At 46.6% G+C, this 20,415-nt stretch carries 12 protein-coding genes; all 12 read left to right on the top strand.

Annotated elements, in window-relative coordinates:
* Nucleotides 1-171: 171 nt before the first annotated feature.
* The 12 genes from ACJ751_RS21665 (at nucleotide 172) to ACJ751_RS21610 (ending at nucleotide 20,340) form a co-directional block, all read left to right on the top strand.
* Nucleotides 172-1,185, top strand: a complete 1,014-nt coding sequence (locus tag ACJ751_RS21665; RefSeq protein ID WP_407747613.1) for a FecR family protein — start codon at nucleotides 172-174, stop codon at nucleotides 1,183-1,185.
* A 61-nt stretch (nucleotides 1,186-1,246) separates the two neighbouring features.
* Nucleotides 1,247-4,942, top strand: a complete 3,696-nt coding sequence (locus ACJ751_RS21660) for a SusC/RagA family TonB-linked outer membrane protein (RefSeq protein ID WP_407747612.1) — start codon at nucleotides 1,247-1,249, stop codon at nucleotides 4,940-4,942.
* An 87-nt stretch (nucleotides 4,943-5,029) separates the two neighbouring features.
* Complete coding sequence (locus ACJ751_RS21655; protein ID WP_407747611.1) at nucleotides 5,030-6,478, top strand: RagB/SusD family nutrient uptake outer membrane protein; 1,449 nt, start codon at nucleotides 5,030-5,032, stop codon at nucleotides 6,476-6,478.
* Nucleotides 6,479-6,489: 11 nt separating this feature from the next.
* On the top strand, nucleotides 6,490-7,569 hold the full coding sequence (locus tag ACJ751_RS21650; protein ID WP_407747610.1) for a putative zinc-binding metallopeptidase: 1,080 nt from the start codon (nucleotides 6,490-6,492) through the stop codon (nucleotides 7,567-7,569).
* A 6-nt stretch (nucleotides 7,570-7,575) separates the two neighbouring features.
* A complete protein-coding gene (locus ACJ751_RS21645; RefSeq protein ID WP_407747609.1) occupies nucleotides 7,576-8,889 on the top strand; it encodes a DUF4302 domain-containing protein in 1,314 nt (437 codons plus the stop codon).
* Nucleotides 8,890-8,999: 110 nt separating this feature from the next.
* Nucleotides 9,000-10,007 (top strand): PorP/SprF family type IX secretion system membrane protein, encoded by a 1,008-nt coding sequence (locus ACJ751_RS21640; protein WP_407747608.1) that lies wholly within the window; start codon nucleotides 9,000-9,002, stop codon nucleotides 10,005-10,007.
* Between the two features lie 95 nt (nucleotides 10,008-10,102).
* A complete protein-coding gene (locus ACJ751_RS21635) occupies nucleotides 10,103-11,881 on the top strand; it encodes an OmpA family protein (protein ID WP_407747607.1) in 1,779 nt (592 codons plus the stop codon).
* Between the two features lie 59 nt (nucleotides 11,882-11,940).
* Nucleotides 11,941-12,954, top strand: a complete 1,014-nt coding sequence (locus ACJ751_RS21630) for a type IX secretion system membrane protein PorP/SprF (protein ID WP_407747606.1) — start codon at nucleotides 11,941-11,943, stop codon at nucleotides 12,952-12,954.
* Nucleotides 12,955-12,985: 31 nt separating this feature from the next.
* Nucleotides 12,986-15,133, top strand: coding sequence for a M43 family zinc metalloprotease (locus tag ACJ751_RS21625; RefSeq protein WP_407747605.1), 2,148 nt, complete (start codon nucleotides 12,986-12,988; stop codon nucleotides 15,131-15,133).
* Nucleotides 15,134-15,196: 63 nt separating this feature from the next.
* On the top strand, nucleotides 15,197-17,212 hold the full coding sequence (locus tag ACJ751_RS21620; RefSeq protein WP_407747604.1) for a gliding motility-associated C-terminal domain-containing protein: 2,016 nt from the start codon (nucleotides 15,197-15,199) through the stop codon (nucleotides 17,210-17,212).
* A gap of 64 nt (nucleotides 17,213-17,276) precedes the next feature.
* Nucleotides 17,277-19,730: a PKD domain-containing protein gene (locus ACJ751_RS21615; protein WP_407747603.1), complete on the top strand. Its 2,454-nt coding sequence runs from the start codon at nucleotides 17,277-17,279 to the stop codon at nucleotides 19,728-19,730.
* A 37-nt stretch (nucleotides 19,731-19,767) separates the two neighbouring features.
* On the top strand, nucleotides 19,768-20,340 hold the full coding sequence (locus ACJ751_RS21610) for a hypothetical protein (protein ID WP_407747602.1): 573 nt from the start codon (nucleotides 19,768-19,770) through the stop codon (nucleotides 20,338-20,340).
* Nucleotides 20,341-20,415: the final 75 nt, after the last annotated feature.

Raw genomic sequence — 20,415 nt, 5'->3', positions numbered from 1 at the left:
ACATGTTAACAGGTTGACAGGTTGAATATTTTCGCGAGGTTGTATTACTCCCCCTCCACCGGAGGGGGTTGGGGGGAGGCCGGTATATAAGAGAGAGAGCTAAAAAAAGAAGCACAATCCTCCCCCCGAAAGTTCCGGTAAACCGTGTTTATAATATATAAAATCTAACTGGTGAAAGACAGACAGGATTATTTGAAATACTTGTTGGCACAGAAGAAATTGACCAGTGAAGAGGAAGAATGGTTGCTGAATTATCTGAACGATAAAGATATTTCAGACATTCAAAAAATAGCGGCTGAGGATTTTGAGACTGACATCACGTACATGAAGAAGAGTTTGGATAAAGTGCAGTCAGAAGCGATCCTGGAAAAGATCCACAGCCGTATTTACATCCCGACCCCAACGTTTACACAGGTTATCAGGTTGCATCGCATGAAACTGGCCATTGCAGCATTGATCATTATAATAGCAGGAACAGGGTATTGGTATCTTAATAAAAGCATGTTGTTTATGCCGGCGGATCAGGAGATCGTTATAACAGGTAAAAGAAAAACAGTCAGGTTACCTGATGGTTCAATGATAACGCTGGAACCGAATAGCAGGCTAATGTATCCAAACCGGTTTACCAGGAACACCCGGGAGGTGGAGTTAACCGGAGAAGCTTTTTTTGAAGTTAAACCCAATCATGAAAAACCCTTTATTGTTCATACGGCCAACATCATGGCCACCGTACTGGGCACTTCCTTTAATGTAGAGGCGTATCCCGATGGAATTGCCAAAGTAGTGGTGGCCACCGGCCGGGTGAAAGTACAAACGGTGAATGCTTCCAATGAATTGCAGGCCGTGATCATTAATGCGAACCAAAGCGTAACGTATAATATCACCATCAATGAAATTGAGAAGCGAAATGTGCCCGAAGAAGCGGTGTATTACAAACAGCGGAACAGTGGCCGGTTCAGTTATGCCGGGGTGCCGGTCGCAAAGGTGATACAGGAAATGGAACGGTATTATCATACCACAGTCTTCTTGCAGGGAAATATGAGCGGCTGTGTTTTTTATGGGTATTTCAGGTTGAATGACAACGTAGAAAGGGCATTGAGCCTGGTAGCCCTGTCGTTGAACGCAACAGTACAAAAGACAACTAACAATAAAGGATATATTATTACCGGTGGCAATTGCCGGTAACTCACTCAGTTGGCATTGAATTCCTAGAAGCTTTATTATCAAATATTAACCCAGAAACGGTATGTACAGAACAATACCACATGCATCTTATTGCCCTGCCGGAAAAAGGCTAAAGACCCTATGGCTCCTGATGCTGCTACTATGTGGCGCAACCGCCCAGCTGATGGCTGGTGGCGTGAATGCGAAGAAAAGACAGAATGTGCTGGATAAGATCATCTCAATTGAATTAAAGAATGTGGTATTGAAAGATGCGCTGGATAAGATCGGCAGCACGGCAAAAGTATATTTTGTTCATACCAATAATGACGTATTGCTGAAGAATAAAGTAAGTATCTCAGCACGCAGGCAAACTGTAGGCGATGTGCTGAAGAAAATATTGTCTCCCTATGCACTATCCTGGATCGTGGTAGATGACCGCATCATTGTGCGGCCCGAAAACAACGTACCGGTGCGGCAGGTTTCTGCGTCACCTGGCGAACCCACGCACTCGATGAATGAAATAACCGTAAAGGGAGTGGTGACCTCCGAAAAGGAGGTGCCCCTGGCAGGTGTTTCGATCCTCGTAAAAGGCTCCAACCGGGGTGTGGCCACGAATGAGAAAGGAGAGTTTGAATTGAAAAATATCAGCAGCGACGCGGTGCTGGTATTCTCAGTTACAGGATATGGCACCGAAGAAGTAAAAGTGAGTAACTACAAGGATGGTTTTATTAAATTAAAACTAAAAGAAGAAGCCACCAGTATGGACCAGGTGGTGGTGACCGGTTATCAGAATGTTGATAAGAAAAAGTTTTCCGGTTCGTCCGTACGACTGAAGATGGATGATATAAAAATGGATGGCACTACCGATGTGAGCCGCATGCTGGAAGGCCGTGCAGCCGGGGTATCGGTACAAAACGTGTCAGGCACCTTTGGTGCAGCGCCTAAAGTGCGGATCCGCGGCGCCACTTCTATCAATGGTGATAACAAACCGTTGTGGGTGGTAGATGGCGTGGTGCTGGAAGACATTGTGAACATTTCAAACGACCAGTTGTCGAGCGGTGATCCTACCACGCTGTTAGGGTCTGCTGTAGCCGGTTTGAACGCCAACGATATCGAAAGCTTCGATATTCTGAAAGATGCCGCTGCAACCGCCTTATACGGCGCCCGGGCCATGAACGGGGTAGTGGTAATTACTACCAAAAAAGGCCGGGCGGGTAGAACATCTGTAAACTATACAGGTAACTACAGCACCCAGTTTAAACCAACTTACAACGATTACAATATTATGAATTCGGCCCAGCAGATGTCGGTGCTGGGGGAACTGTACCGGAAGGGGATCCTAACTTCCGACATTCTTGACAGAGGTGATATAGGCGTGTTTGGTAAAATGTATTCGAAGCTGAACGAGATGGATGCCAGGGGCAATTTCGTGCTGAAGAATTCACCGGCAAACATTGAATCATTCCTGTTGCGGTATGCCAATGCCAATACCGACTGGTTCGACCTGTTATTCCGGAATAATTTTATGCAGGAGCATTCTCTTGCCATCTCATCCGGTACTGATAAAACCCAGTCCTATTTTTCTACCAGTTATTACGGCGATAATGGCTGGACGATCGCCGACAAAGTAAGCCGCTATACCCTGAACTATCGTAATAACTATAAGTTCAACGATAAACTGAGCGGCGGATTCGCTACCGTGGGTTCTGTTCGTCAGCAAAAAGCGCCTGGCTCGCTTACCCGTAGTGGCAATCCCGTAGAAGGGAAGTATGATCGTGATTTTGATATCAACCCGTTCAGCTATGCGCTGAATACCAGTAGAACCCTTACCGCTTATGACGAAAAAGGTAACCTGGAATATTTCCGAAGGAATTTTGCCGATTTCAATATCCTGAACGAGTTAAAAAACAACTACCTCGATCTGAATATCATTGATCTGCGGTTACAGGGAGACCTGGCTTACAAGTTTGCAAAGGATTTCCGCTATGAGTTTGTAGGCGCTATGCGGTATGTAAAGAGTACCCGTGAGCACCAGATCACCGAGCATTCAAATATGGCGAATGCCTACCGGGCCGATCAAACATCCACTATCAGAAATAACAATAAATTCCTGTACCGCGATCCCGACAATCCCGAAGCTTTACCGGAGGTAGTGTTGCCCTATGGAGGTTTCTACAATCGTGCCGAAGACGGCCTGGTGAACTTTGATGTCAGGAACAGTTTGAACTATACAAAAAACATTGGCAGCAAACACGCTGTTAATACATTGGTTGGTCAGCAGATAAAATATGCCGACAGACAACATTTCTCCAATACCGGTTATGGATATCAGTATGATAATGGCGGGGTGCCGTTCGTCAATTACAAAATTTTGAAACAAACGATCGAGTCGAATTTTCCTTATTATGAAATGAGTAAAGAATACGATCGGTTTGTGGCAATGTATGCATCAGGCACCTATACCTATGATTCAAAATATAATTTCACCGGTACAGTACGCTACGATGGCAGCAACCGGTTGGGACAATCATCAAAAGCCCGCTGGCTGCCTACCTGGAGTGTAGCCGGTTCCTGGAATGTAGACAGGGAACCGTTTATGCAGAATTATCCCTTTGTTGATTTTATGACCGTGCGTGGTACGTATGGATTAACTGCCAGTATGGGGCCTGCCACCAACTCGAGCATTGTATTGAAGAATGCTACTTCCAACCGGCCTTATGCAAACGAAACCGAGTCGGTGATCCAGCTGATTAATCTGGAGAACAGTGATTTGACCTGGGAGAAATTATATACCACCAACCTGGGTGTTGATGCCGGCTTTCTGAACAAACGCATGAACGTGAGCCTTGACGTGTATCAGCGAAAAAGTTTTGACCTTATCAGCAACGTCAAAACTTCCGGTATCGGTGGGGAAGCGTATAAAGCGGCCAATTACGCCGATATGGATTCAAGGGGCCTGGAAGTACTGGTAAGCGGACAGATCATCCATCAAAGGAACTGGGGCTGGAAAACAACTTTGACCTTTGGTTATAATACTACGAAGATCACCAATGCGAAAAATTCGCCCAACATCTTTAGCCTGGTAGGCGCAGAAGGTGGCAATAAAGAAGGCTATCCCGTTCGCAGTTTGTTTTCTTTAAAATACAAAGGGCTGGAACCTTTCTCTGGTTATCCGCAGTTTGTTGATGATGAAGGCAAAACCAGTTCAACCGTTTACATGCAGTCGGAGTCAACTGGTAATTTGAAATATGAAGGCCCGGTTGATCCTACCATCACTGGCGGTTTTTCAAACACCTTTAGCTATAAGGCATTTTCACTGAATGTGTTTGTTACTTACCAGGTTGGTAACAGAATACGGTTGTACCCGGCTTTCAAAACCAGTTACTCCGATCTGGATGCCATGCCCAGAGAATTTTACGATCGCTGGGGTATGCCTGGTGATGAAAAGTATACCAATGTTCCCTCGATACTGGATGCGTTTGCCCAGTCACAGTTAAACGGTGCCTATCCTTATAACAACTATAACTATTCAACACAACGGGTAGCCAAAGGCGACCTGGTACGATTGAAAACCGTATCGCTGGCATACATGCTGCCCAATACAATGGCGAACCGTTTTGGATTGGCCAGTGCAAGTGTAGCTGCTGTTGCTACCAACCCCTGGTTAATATATAGCGATGAAAAACTTCGTGGACAAGACCCTGAGTTCTTTAATTCCGGGGGCGTAGCGCAGCCGGTGCAAAAGCAGCTCACTTTATCATTGAAAGTTGGATTTTAAAGGCAGAGGGCAGAAGGCAAAAGCCTCGTCGCGGCAGCCAGAAACACGGCAACTGGTAACCTGAAACTTGTAACAGAAACTTGAATTATGCAAAGGACATTATCATATACAGCATTCATATTATTATTTGGAATAACGGGGTGCAAAAAGTTTTTAGGAAAGAACCCCGATAACCGGGCGGCCCTCGAATCGCCGGAGCAGGTAAGCCAGTTGCTGGCCACTGCCTACCCGCAGAGTAATTACATGGCTTTTACCGAATCTATTTCAGATAACGTAAATGATAAAGGGGCCGGCGGCCAGGACCTTACCACAGTACAACCTTACTTTTTCAAGGACGTAACCGAGAATTCACAGGACTCGCCGGAGGGATACTGGAACGCCTGTTATTCGGCTATTTCTGCCGCCAACCAGGCTTTAGAGTCTTGTTTTAAAGCGCCTGATACAGCGAACTATTCTTCGCAAAAAGGCGAAGCGTTGTTATGCCGTGCCTATGCGCATTTTATGCTGGTTACTTTATTTGCAAAAACCTATGATCCCAATAGCGCTAAAACAGATCTGGGTATTCCTTATGTGCTCACGCCCGAGAAAGTAGTGTTTCAGAAATATACCCGTAAAACGGTAAGCTATGTGTATGAGATGATCGAGAAGGACCTGCTGGCCGGTTTGCCCCTGCTGGATGATACCCGCTATACTGTTCCCCGTTATCATTTTACCAAAGCTGCCGCCAATGCATTTGCCGCCCGTTTTTATCTGTACAAACAGGAGTATGCAAAGTCGCTCAGTTATGCCAATGCGGTGTTTCCCGGTAGTAATGTTACGGCCATTTTACGCCCATGGAACAGCACGTATTTAACACTCACCTATAATGAACTCTGGGCCCGGTATGCAAAAGCTTCGGAGCCGGCTAACCTGTTGCTGGTGGAAACTGCCAGTTGGTGGGCAAGAAATTATTTCAGCGAGCGGTATGCCATGGATGCTAATAAAAAAGCGGAGATCCTGAGTTCCAATGTTACCGGTGGTACATATGCCTTTACCCGGCAATCCTATACACTGGGTACCAACAACTATATGATACCAAAGATCAACGAATATTTTGTTCGGGTATCAGTAAACGCAACCATTGGTGTAGGTTATGTAATGGTGCCCCTGTTCACGGCGGAAGAAGTGTTGTTTAACCGGATTGAAGCCAACATCTACCTGAATAATATTCCGGCAGCGGTACAGGACCTCAATGACTATGCCTCCACCCGCATATTCAATTACGATCCGGCCAGTAACACGATTACCACCAGTAAGATGCAGAATTATTATGGCGGTGATGAACGGCAGGCCACCCTGGCCACGCTGCTCGATTTTAAAAGGGCAGAGTTTGTACAGGAAGGCATGCGCTGGTTCGATCTGTTGCGCTATAACCTGCCGGTTACCCACACCACTACAGACGGACAAAAAATGGTGCTTGAAGCAAATGACAAACGCCGCGTGTTTCAAATACCTGAGTCGGCAAAATTATCCGGTGTAGAATTAAACCCACGTTAAACCCAGCAATGATGAGCAAAATACAAACCAACAAGCAACCCATAGCCAAAGTAATACCTATCACTTTTGCCCGCGGCTGGAAACACATGTACCCATCGTACGACGAGCTGATCATGGATAACAGGGTGCCCCGTTGGTTAGTACCCTTGTTGGAAAGACTTAAACATGTAAAAAATTTCCTGGTGAACCATACGCAAAAAATAGTCTTCTTTTTCTGCCTTATTGCATCGCTGGCGGCCTGCAAAAAGGACTCGCTTGATAAGGTAGACAGCATTCCCGGTCTCGGCGGCGACACCTGGGGGGCAACTCCAATAGACAAATGGATCAATGATAGTTTAACCATACCCTTCAATATAGCCGTAAAGTATAAATGGGACCAGTTTGAATTGAGCCTGAACAAAACACTGGTGCCGCCAAAAGAAGATAAGATCATCCCGGTATTAAGTTCCATAAAGAAAGTGTGGCTCGATACGTACATCGCCGAAAAAGATTCGATGTTCATGAAAAAATATGTGCCCAAGTTCTTTGCGCTGGCCGGCAGCGCCAGCTGGAATACCGATGGTACTATCACCCTGGGAACAGCCGAGGGTGGAAGAAAAGTGGTTTTGTATGTGCTGAATGATTTCAGGATAAAGGGCAGCCCGGATTACAAGCCTTCCGACTCTTTCAATATCAAACAAATGTTCCACACCATTGAACACGAGTTCGGGCATATTCTTCACCAGACCATTATGTACCCGCAGGATTTCAAATCTATTACCGTGGGCTTCTATACCTCGAACTGGAATAACGTCTCAGACGCCAATGCCAATAAGGACGGGTTTGTGACGGCTTATGCGGAATCGGCGCCCGATGAGGATTTTGTAGAAATGATCGCCATGATGCTGATAGAAGGAAAAGGCGGTTTTGACGCCATCGTGAACCGCATTCCACCAGGCACCAGTGCTAATAATGTTACCCAGGCCCAGGCGGTGAATAAGTTGCGTCAGAAGGAAGCCATCGTAGTTAATTATTTCAAGGATACCTGGGGCATTAATTTCTATAGCCTTCAAACCCGCGTGCGTGCACAAGTTGAAAAATTAATCAAGTAAGCAACAATGAAAAGAATAGCATCATATATAGTACTGGCAGCAATAGCTTTCAATAGCTGTAATAAAAAAGAAGATAAAGTTTTCGATAAATCAATCGATGAACGGCTGAATGAAACGCTGGCTGCAGATCAAAAAGCATTGACAGGTGCTCCATACGGTTGGAAAGGTTTTATCTACCCCGCAGGGTTAAAGGGTGGGGTAGTAGCCTTTTACTTTAAATTCAACGACAGCAACCGCGTGGAAATGTTCTCTGATTTTGATGCCGCTTCGGCTGTTACGCCCATGACGGCCAGTTACCGGTTGAAAGCATTACAACAACCTTCGTTGATCTTCGATACCTATTCTTATGTACATGTGCTGGCCGATCCTGATGGCAGCGTGAATGGCGGTGATTATGGCGCCGGGTTGGGCTCTGATTTTGAATTTGCCATCGATAGCATGGCAAAAGATTCTGTAAAGCTGACCGGCCGCTTTAATAAAAGCAAGGCCTTCCTGGTAAAAGCCACGCAGGCGGAGATGCAGAGTTATTATGATAAGAAATATTCAAACCGGCTGTTTGCCAACATCAGCAAATACACCACCTATTTCAAACGACTGGTAATTGGTAGTTCACAATATGAGATAAAGGTGGATCAAACAACGCGTACCGTCACCCTTACCTGGGTGGATGATAAAGGTGCGGTACATTCAGTTACCACCGGTTATTATTATACCACGGATGGTATTGTCTTGTCACCGGCTATTGTAGCTGGCGCCAATGTAATTTCATCGTTGAATAATATCAGTTGGAGTGGCACAGGTCCTACGATGTCATTTACAATAAATGGTACGGCTTCTTCTATTGTAGGCGCCGTTGAGCCAATAAACATTGATCCGGATGCGCCGCAGCGCTGGTGGCAGTATGCGCTCGATCAGGATGGTTACTGGATCTCCCCCAAAGGTTTTCATGTGAATGGTGTTGATGATGCCTATGGCATTACAAAGACAGCCAATTTTTATTTCCTGATGTACCAGCCGCAACGTGGCACCCAATCAGGTATTGCCTATGACCTGGCGGGTACGGTAAAAGTGGTGAACAATGCTTTGTCATTACCCTACGGTATTGCTTACCGACCACCAAATTTCACCGGTGATGGCCGTGTATCATTCTCTTATTTTGGTACGCTGGGTACAGTACCAACGGCAGATTCAATCCCGGTATATAAAACAGCTATCCAGTTCACCGATGCCAGCGGGTATTACCTGGTGCGTATCGATTCTACTCACTACGACATGGTGAGTGCAAAAGATGGAAAGGCCTGGATCTCCTGGCAATATTAATAACAACGATTGTTTGCCATTAAAAACATATTAAGAAGAAAAACCACCCCATGTATACGGCCCTGTGAAAACCATTTTTGTGATGTAAAAAACTACAAAATTAAACTGCTATGAGAGCACCATTTATCAGCCGGTTATTGACGCTGTTACTGTTTATCACCGGGGCCCAGGCATTGCGGGCGCAGGTAGACCCGCATTTTACGCAGTATTACGTGTATCCCTCCTGGTTGAATCCGGCGCTTACCGGCGCCTTCGATGGGGATTACCGCATTTCAGGTATTTACCGTAATCAATGGGGCAATATCAGCAAACCCTTTTCTACGGTTGGGTTAGGCGGTGAGATAGTTACCAATAATAATGTGAACCTGGGCCTCAACCTGCTGAACCAGACTGCCGGGGATGGTGGTTATTATTATACGACTGCTTATGCCAATATAGCCTATACAGGAGTACGTTTCGGCCCCAATGAGAACCATCACATCGTAATGGGTTTACAGCTGGGGATGATCCGGCGTGGATTCAATGCCTCCAAGTTCACATTCGGTGATCAATGGGACCCTATTACCGGTTTTAACCCCGGTTCCTCCACCGATGGTTTCAATAAAACAAAAACAACCTCTTTCGATGCCGGCGCCGGTGTGCTCTATTTTGATGCTACGCCGGGCAAAATGGCCAATGTGTATGCCGGGTTCTCCGTGTCGCATCTTACCAAACCAAAAGATTATTTCAGCAGTAATGCCAATGCGCAATTACCGATGCGGTATACCGGTCACGCAGGTGTGCGCCTTACTTTATCGGAGGTGTTCAGTGTTACCCCGAATGTGTTGTATACAAAGCAGGGAACTGCAGAGGAGAAAATGGCCGGCGCTTATGTACAGTTGAATGCGGCCCCTGGCACAGATGTAATGCTCGGCGCTAACTATCGCATTAATGATGCCATCTCACCATTTGTTGGTTTTACGCACAATAACATGGTGCTGGGCCTTAGCTACGATGTTAATACATCAGAGCTGGGCAAAATGGCTCATGGCAGCAACAGTTTTGAGCTCTCACTTTCCATTACGGGCAGGAAAAAGATCAAGACGCCTGAAGAACATTTCATCTGTCCGCGATTGTAAGGGCGGTTGAGCTTCGCGAGGAAGCTATTGTGAAGAATCTTTAAGGCAGGGAACGTATTGACCATTCACCATTGACCATTCACGAAAATACTGTGATGAAAAAAATAATTCTTATACTGCTTATAGTGCCCGGTTTCATCGGAGCCCGGGGCCAGTTTGTAACAGATTATCTGAAGGCTGCTGATACGTACTATAAAAAAGGCGACTATTATTCTGCCGCCCGGTATTATGAAAAATACCTGAGCTCAAAAGACACAAAGAAAAAACCAGACGAATACAATCCATATAATGTAAAACCAGTAGCGGAAAAAGGGAAAGCCGCCATCCCCAATTCACAACAGGCCGTATACAACCTGGCCGAAAGCTACCGGTTGTTGAACTTCCCGGTGAAAGCGGTTACGTATTATGAACAGGCGGTTAGTTACAACAACAGTCAGCTGCCATTGGCGCAGTATTATTATGCCGCCACTTTACGGGCATTGGGTAAATACGATGAAGCGGAAAAGACCTTTCAGGGTTTCCTGGACAATTATAAAACCGAAGATGGGTATGCCAATTCCGCCAAAAGCGAAGTGCTGAACCTGCATTTTATCAGGGAGCAGTTAAAGCGTATCGATCTGTCATTATATACGGTAGAAAAGCAAGGCCCGGCCATCAATCCCGGCGGCGCCAATTACGCACCGGTATGGTTGAATAAAAATACCCTGCTTTTTACTTCTACCCGGGTAGAAGATTCCCTAAAGAACAAACCCTTTTTTAACCGCCTGTATGAAGCGGTTTACGATAATGATGCAGTTAAGGAGGTTACCAGGTTGGAGTTACCACAAAGCGTAGGAATCCACCAGGGTGTCGCCAGTCTTTCACCGGATGGCAACACCTTGTTCCTGACACGCTGGTTGATTGTTGGGGGAAAGAAAACATCGGCCATTTATGTAAGCAAAAAACAAGATAAGGGCTGGGGCGAACCGGTATTAATGGATACAATGGTGAACACGCCCGGTTATAACGCCCAGCAACCATTTATGCTGGCCGATGGCAAATCTTTATTATTCGCCAGCGATAGACCAGGAGGCATGGGTGGATTTGATCTGTGGTATGCTACATTGGATGCCACCGGTAAACCGGAGAAAGCGGTGAACCTGGGCAGTACGATCAATACTATCAAAGATGAACAGGCTCCTTATTATCACGATGCCTCCGGCACCTTGGTATTCTCCTGTAATGGCCGGGTGGGCATGGGTGGTTTTGATTTCTTTTACACCAAAGGAACGTTTGATGCCTGGGCCGAGCCGGTGAACTTCGGCTACCCGGTTAACTCCATAAAAGACGATATCTATTTTGCCAGCCGCGGCAGCGAAAAGAATTTGTTGCAGGATGTATTGTTAAGCTCTGACCGTTCTGCAGAATGCTGCCTGGAATTGTTTACGCTTACCTACAAACCCGTTGAGGTGGTGAAAAAAGACAGTGTGCCTCTTCCTGTTATTCCGCTGCTTAAAGAAGAACCAAAAGTGGAAGCAGTGATCGTGATGGAAAATGTGTACTACGATTTTGATAAGTCAAGTCTGCAAAAGGAGTCATTCCCTGCACTGGACAGACTGGTTGCTTCGCTGAATCAATATCCCACCCTGGTGATAGAGATCAGGGCGCATACAGATAGCAAGGGGGAGGATAAATATAACATGGACTTATCCGAAGCCCGTGCCAAAACAGTGGTGGATTATTTGATAAGCAAAGGCATTGATAAAAGCCGTTTGCAAAGCAAGGGTTATGGCGCCTCCATGCCTGTCGCTCCTAATAAACATGAAGATGGTAGTGATGATCCTGACGGTAGACAGAAGAACAGGCGTACGGAGTTTAAGGTGTTGAGTAAATAGTTGATCAGTTGACGAGTTGACGAGGCTAAAACTGCCGATTGCCGAAAAAACAAATGCACATGAAAAAGATATTGACGCTTGGTTTAGCTGTGGTCTGTTTGAAACTAAATGCACAACAAAAACCGCACTACACCCAATACATCCTGAATCAGTATATTCTGAATCCGGCATTAACCGGTATTGAGAATTATACGGATATCAAGTTGAGTCACCGGCATCAATGGGCGGGTATCGATGGCGCGCCGGTTACTACCTATCTCACGGTTCATACGCCATTAGGTAAAAAAGATTATCGCACCACGCCCACTTCTTTTGCAATGCCGGGTGAAAACCCAAGAGGGGAGCGGTATTGGGAAGAATATACTTCGGCAGAACCGCACCATGGTATTGGGTTGCAGATCATCAATGACCAGGCCGGGCCGCTTGCTACATTCTCTGGGTATGTTACCTATGCTTATCATATTGGTATCAGTCCGCGTACAAGCATTGCCGCTGGTTTTGGCGCCGGGTTTTCCCGGGTAGGACTGCATACTGATAAGCTGCAATTTGCTGTACCGGTTGATCCGGCTGTGTATAACAGCGGAACGCTCAACAAATTCAACCCTGATTTCAGCGCCGGATTATACCTGTATTCAGCCGATTATTTTGTTGGGTTATCCGCTCAACAGATCGTTCCGCAGAAAATTGATTTTGTAGAAAATACGGTGAAACAAAGCGGTGGCCGGTTACTTCCTCATGTGTTCGCTACAACCGGCTACCGTTTTTTATTGAATGAAGATCTCAATTTTATTCCCTCTGTGTTGGTGAAATACATCAATCCATTGCCGGTGCAGGTAGATGTAAACGCCAAACTGCAATACCAGGATTTTTTATGGTTGGGCGCCAGCTACCGCATGAAATATGGGTTTGCCGGCATGGTGGGCATCAATGTATCGAACAGAGTGCAGGTGGGATACTCCTATGATTATTCTACCACCGCCCTGAACCAGTATAGTCATGGTACGCATGAGCTTGTAATTGGGTTTATCATCGGCAATAAATACGACGATGGATGTCCGAGAAATGTTTGGTAAAAATTCATTAGCTAAAAGAAATTAATAAACGATGTTTTTAAAGAAATATGGTTGTGTAGCGGTGCTGGTTTTATTGCAGGGATTTTTTATCCGTGCAATTGGGCAACAAATGCCTGTTAAGCGATGTGCAACCATGGAGGTGCTGCAACGTTCCCTTGAAAAAGACGAGACCCTGCGCGCGAGATATGAAAACGACAAACTGTTTATTCAACAACTGGCGGCTGAACGGGCCAGTGATCCAGGCGCCCGGGTAGAAGCGACACCGGTATACATTCCGGTGGTATTTCATATTGTGCTGTCCGATCCCAATGAGGTGACGGATAAAATGATCGAAGATCAAATGAAGGTGTTGAACAGGGATTTTGCCGGGTTGAATGCCGATTCGGTAAATATTTTGCCAGCATTCAAACCCTTGTTTGGTAAATCAAAGATCCAGTTTGTGCTGGCCAAACGTACACCAGCCAATCAACCTACCAATGGTATTGAGCGGGTGGTGACTACGCAGCAATCTTTTACTCAGGCAAATAATTATGTAAAGCATGCCAGTACGGGGGGAGCCAATGCCTGGAATTCCTCGAAGTATATGAATGTATGGGTGTGTACGCTGGGTGGCGGGTTACTGGGCTATTCAACTTTTCCCGGTACTTCATCCGCAGATGAACAGGGGGTTGTTATGTACAGTGCAACCCTGCCAGGAGGTTTACTCGCTGGTTATAATGATGGTCGTACCCTTACCCATGAAAGCGGGCATTACTTTTTCTTGTTCCATATCTGGGGCGATGATGATGGCGCCTGTACCGGCAGTGATAATGTAAACGACACGCCGAACCAGTCAGATGCTTCTTCGGGTTGTCACAGTGGCGTAGTTACAGATGCCTGTTCGCCTGCAGCGCCTGGCATCATGTATCAGAATTATATGGATTACAGCAGCGATGGTTGTATGGCGCTGTTCACACTGCAACAGGTAACCAGGATGGAAGCTGCGCTGAATGGTTACCGGTTATCGCTCACTACCTCCAATGGCGCGGTATCGCCCCTGAAAGATAATGATGCGCAAATGGTAAGCATCGATAACCCGGTAAACCGCGTGTGCGATACAAAATTCCAGCCTTCTATTACCATTCGCAATTACGGCGCCCTGCCATTGACATCCCTGGTGATCAATGCCAGTGTTGACAATGGCCCCGCGGTGCAAACCCAATGGACCGGATCGCTGGCCAGTTTGTCGACCGCAGCTGTTACCTTAAATCCAATTACAACGGGGAGCAATGGTTCTCATACGCTCAAAATACAATTGACCTTACCCAACGGTACTGCTGATCTGGGACCGGCGAATGATACGTTAAGCAAGTCATTTGTATTTCCCACAGCTCTGGCGCCGCCATTGACCGAAGGGTTTGAATCGGAAACATTTCCAGCAGCCGGCTGGGAGATAATCAATGCCGATGGTTCCTATACCTGGGAACGAGTGACCGGCATAGCTAAAACAGGCCATGGGGCTATAGTGGTGCGCAACAATGACTATACTCAAAACGGACAAATAGATTACCTGCGAATGCCGCAGATCACGCTGGCCAATAGCGATTCTGCTTTCCTGACCTTCCAGGTGGCAGCTGCGATAAAAACCGCTACAGGTACCTTGTTCAACTATTGGGACACCCTGCAGGTGCTGGTTAGTACAGATTGCGGTAACAGTTTTACCAATTTGTATAAGAAATGGGGCGGCGCCCTGGCTACCCGCAGCGCCCTTACTACCAGTGAATTTATTCCAACCGCCAGTGAATGGAGAAAGGATTCGGTGAACCTCACTCCCTGGATCAACAAAGGACCGGTGATGATCGCGTTTGCCAATTCAACCGGCAATGAAAATAATATTTACCTGGACGATATCAACCTGTATACAAAAGGCAGTAATGCCAACCTGGAAAAACAGGGCTGGCAGATTACGCCAAATCCGACAGGTGGCCCGCTTGCTGTACAATTCATAAATACCCCGGTAAACCTGAAGGCGATCATTGTGCTGAACAGTACCGGTCAAAAAGTAGCGGAGAAAGTTATCAATAACAATACGCCGGCAACCCTGTATCAATTCAACCTGAACGGCTATGCCAGCGGGGTATATGTTGTAAGATTGGTTTATAGTGATCATACTGTATCCAGGAAGATCATTCGTAAATAGAAGTATCGGGGTCCGCATATAAAACGATTTTGAAAATAATTAATAAAAGCAAAGCCTTTACTGATGAACACACAGCACAGGAATGACCTCAGCCCTAACAGCATTCGATTCTGTATGCTATTGGGTTTGCTGATCATTAAAATAAGTAGCTATGCGCAACCCGTTTATATTCCGATAGCGGTAACCGGCTATCATCATGATATTGTGGCCGAGTCTGGAACAAGTGTGCTGGCTACTACTTCCACCATGATCGATGGTAGTCCCCTGGTGGCGCGTCACGTGTTGTATACCCAGGCATTTGCCCTTACGAATTTGTTAACGGGCGGTATGGTTGATAACGGCACCATTGTAAATGGGAACCGTACCTATCAAATGGCGCCCTATGATGGCAAAAATGCGTTGTATTTGTCGAGGTTTGGTACGGTTGACAGTACCAGAAATGATGGAACCCTCACTTTTGTTAAGCCCGGCTATTATGCAAGATTATCCCTGCTGGCTTTCTCAACAGAAGGTTCCAGCAGTTTAAATATCGATATCAATTATACAGATGGCACCAGTGAACGGGCGCTCACCAATGCACCGTTGGCCGACTGGTATCAGGGAACCACCAATGTGATGTATTCCGGCCCTGGCCGTATCGGCCGCGACACCACCGGGCCTTTTTCTGTTGATGGGGCAGGCGCCTGGCCAAACTTTTTTAATCACGATTTTATCACCAGCTGTACCAATCAAAACAAGATGGTGAAATCGGTAACCGTGATCGATACCAGCGCCGGTACCGGTTCCCGGGCATTGGTGTTGGCCATCTCTGGCGAACAAATTCAACCTTATACAATAACACCAACTGTACTGCCGGCCCGTTGCGGCAGTGCCGATAATGGGTATATTTTATTAAATGTTACTGGTGGGGTAAAACCGTTTACTTATACCTGGCATACGACACCAGCGCAAACAACGCCATTTGCGGCAGGGCTGGCGGCAGGTACCTACACGTGCGATGTAACAGATTCAAACGGTTGTGTACGACCCTATACTGGTACTGTAACCCTGGTAACACCAGCGCCGGTAGATGCAAAAGCCACCAGTATGCAGGTATGTGCTGGTATGCCTACCACCGTCTATGCAGATACATCGAATTATACGCCAACTACCTATACCTGGAACCCCGGGGGTATTACCGGCTCCGCGGTGGTTGTATCGCCTGCGGTCACCACCAAATACCTGGTGAACGCTGAAGACAGGTATGGCTGTACATCTGTTGATAGTGTTGAAATAACAGTTAAACCAGCGGCCACGGCTTCTTTTACCGTGAATCCCGATGCGGTTTGCCCGAATACCCCGCAAATAGTTACCTATACCGGCAATGCATCCGCCGGCGCCACCTTTAACTGGAATGCCTTTGCGGGCGCTACAGTGCAATATGGCAGCGGTGCGGGTCCCTATGGCATTCAATTTCCCAACAGTGGCACCTATACCTTACAATTACAGGTAAGCGTAAACGGCTGTACTTCTTCAGCTACTAAAAAAGTAACTATAAATGCCCCATTGGCGACTCCTGTGGTTTCAGTAGCATCGGTTACCAGCAGCACCATCAGCTTTAGCTGGCAACCCGTTCCCGGCGCCACCGGTTATATCGTGTCGGTAAATGGCAGTCCATATATCACCCCAACCTCAGGTAGTCTGGGAACAACACATAATATTATCAACCTGCAGCCGGTTGAAAAAATAACTATCAGCGTGATCGCATTAGGTGTTGAAAGCTGCCTCAACAGCGCCATTGGCAAGGCGGAAGGCACTACACTTACCGATGAAGTATTTATTCCCAATTCTTTTTCACCCAATGGCGATGGCAGGAATGAGATCTTCCGCGCCTACGGCATGTCTATCTCGGCTATCAATATGAAAATATTCAATCAATGGGGAGAACTCTTGTATGAAGGCAACGATGCCAATACTGGCTGGGATGGCAAACAAAAAGGAAAGGTTCAACCCATGGGCGTATACTTCTATGTGATGAAAATAAAACTGGCTAACGGCTCAGAAAGCATCAGGAAGGGATCTGTAAACCTGTTGCATTGATTGAAATAACCCTTATACCCTGAACCGGGAAATGCATGCGCAATGATTCATTAAACAAAGCAAAATGAGTAAGATCGGACTACATATCGGCCTGTTGTTTGGTGGGTTGGTTATTGCAACCGGTTCCCTGGCGCAAACCTATACGCCCATAAATATCACCGGCTTTAACCAGGATGCTATTGCTGAAACCGGTACGGATGCAACGGCAGTGACCACCACCTCGCTCGACCTGTCGACCAACATCATGTATTCAACGCTGTTTGCAGCCATCAATGGTTTGGGCGGCGGGTTGCCGATGAATGGCACCATAGTATCAGGTACCAAAACCTGGCAGTTACAACCTTACACGGTCAATAACGTCATGTATTTGTCGGCCGCTGCAGCTCAACCTAACACCATGGCCTGGGGTAACTTTACGCTGGCGACACCGGCCAGTTATAAAGCGGTTAACCTGTTGGTATTCTCTACGGAAAAAACAAGTACCATTAATATAGTGCTGAATTTCACCGATGGCTCTACCTATAACGCCGGCAACTTTACTATAGAGGATTGGTTCGACGGCAATGGTTCGGTGTATGGTTCTTACGGTAGAACAACGCGGTTAACGGGGGGAACGTATCTAACAGATGGTGTAAACACCCAGAATCCCCGGTTCTACCAGGTCGATCTGCCTTTGAGTTGTATTAATAAGAACAAATTACTGCAATCAGTTACTATCAATTATTTAAATGGTGCTACGGCATTTGGCCGGTTGGTAGCCCTGGCGTTATCTGGTGTTGGTTATACCCCGCCTGTTGTTACGCCGGCTATTACCCAGGCAACCTGTACCAATGCCAATGGTAGTATTGGGTTAACTGTAACCGGTGGTACCAGTCCGTATACGTATGCATGGAACACCACCCCGGTGCAAAAAACGGCTACGGCTACCCAACTGGCGCCCGGTAACTATACCTGCACCATAACCGAAGGGGATAATTGCCAGGTTACCTATGCAGGAACGGTGCCTGCATCGCCCATGCCGGTATTGACCGCTGCGGCCAGTCCAACGGCGGTTTGTGCAGGAGACCAGGTAACATTATCTGTAACCACTTCAGGAGGAACATTACAATCCTATACCTGGAACCCCGGCAATGTAACCGGTACAAATGTATCAGTGACGCCTGTTGCAGCCACCACTTATACGGTGAGTGGGATGGATGCGAACGGGTGTACTGTATCGGCTTCAGTTCCGGTAACTTTAAAACCAACGCCTGTTTCCACCTTTACTATAACGCCGGCCAATGTTTGTTTGAATACACCACAAACGATCACCTACACCGGCAATGCCGCCAATACCGCCACCTACAACTGGTTTGGTTTTGCGGGAGCTACGGTGCAGAATGGGAGCGGACAAGGCCCTTACTCAATATTATTTAACAATCCCGGAAATTATAACCTGCAATTGCAGGTAACCGAAAACGGTTGCGTGTCGGCAATAACAACAAACCCGGGTGTTATTTCCGCCCCGGTAAATGCGTCCTTTACCGTTAGTGAATCTTCCGTATGTGCCGGTTCAACCATTACCGCCACGTATACAGGGAGTGGAGCAGGCACTGCTACTGCTGCCTGGAGCTGGGGTGGAGGAACTGTTCAGTCGGGTAGTGGCTTTGGTCCCTATAAGGTGAAATATGACAGGAACGGCCTCATCAGCCTGACGGTAAAAAACGGCGCCTGTATGTCGAATGCGCCATCTGTAGTAATTAATGTGACACCAAAACCGGTGGTGGATTTTACGCCCGGTGCATTGGCCGGCTGTTTTCCCTTTGTCGTCAATTTCACCAACAACACACAAAACGGTGACGCCTACAAGTGGGAGTTTGGGGATGGCAATACGTCTACCAGCATCAATCCATCCAACACCTATAACAATCCGGGTGTATACACGGTAAAGCTGGTTGCTGTTGAGCAAGGGAAGTGTTCTGATTCCCTTACCAAAACAAACCTGATAACAGTAAAAGATTTTCCGAATGCTGCTTTTACGGTAAACCCCGCAGCCAACAAACCGCTTGAGTTGCATGAAGCTACTTTCTCTTTTGTGAATGGCAGTGATGGCGCCACTACCTATAAATGGGATTTCGGTGATAATACTACTGAGACCATTGCCAACGCATCACATCATTACCAGGCACCAGGTAACTATGTGGTCACTTTACATGCGATCAATGATATTGGTTGTGAAGATACGGCCGTGCGTCAATTCATGATGGTGATCCCCGATAAAGTGCTGGTGATCCCCAATGTGTTTAGTCCGAATGGCGATGGCGTGAATGATACCTGGGAGATTGCCGGTTTGCGTGGTGTGACCAATTGTTCGGTGGAGATCTTCAATCGCTGGGGGCAGCAGGTATATAACAGTCATGAATATAGTGTTCCCTGGGATGGCACCTGGAAAGGCAAGCCATTGCCGGTAGGAACTTTCTATTATATAATAAAAACAGTGACCCGCAATTATAACGGTTGGGTCGCCCTGATCAGGTAATCATCAAACATTTTAATAAAATCTCAAAAATTCGATTATGAAACACATGTTCCTGAGGAGCTCTTCTATTGTAGTGTTATTCGTTGCTTTATTGGTTACTTCCTGTAAAAAAGGAGATACCGGCCCTGCCGGCGACAAAGGTGACAAAGGTGATAAAGGAGATGCCGGTGCTACAGGCGCCACTGGTAAAGCCGGAAGCGCCAACGTTATTTATTCGCCCTGGATCGATGTAACCTTCAATGCAGTGGATACGTCTTTTGAAGCTTCCATCGATGCACCAAAGATCGTTGACAGTATTATCCAAAAAGGGGAAGTAAAAGTTTTCTGGAACCTGGGTAGTGCCTCATCTGCCGGTATTGTGACATTGCCTTACCAGGACAATGGTTTGATCCTGGGTGCAAAGGACCTCTTTGTATTCCCGATCGTACAAACAGGTAAAATTTTTATCGAATCAACTTATAATGTAGGCACCCGCCCTTCATCAAGCGATCCCAATACCAAAGTTTGGCAATATCGCTATGTGATCATTCCTGGTGCTGTGGCTGCCCGTTCTTCAACAAACTGGAACGACTACAAACAGGTACAGCAATACCTGGGGTTGAAAGACTAGTTTATTTACAGATAGAAACACTCGGGAATAACATCCCGATTGTTTCATAAAATGTAAATCGGGTTGCCTCTTCCG

Source organism: Niastella sp. (assembly GCF_045805085.1).
In the GTDB taxonomy this organism is placed as follows: domain Bacteria; phylum Bacteroidota; class Bacteroidia; order Chitinophagales; family Chitinophagaceae; genus Niastella.
Note: the sequence above shows the minus strand (reverse complement) of the source record. Positions and strands in the feature narration are given on the sequence as shown.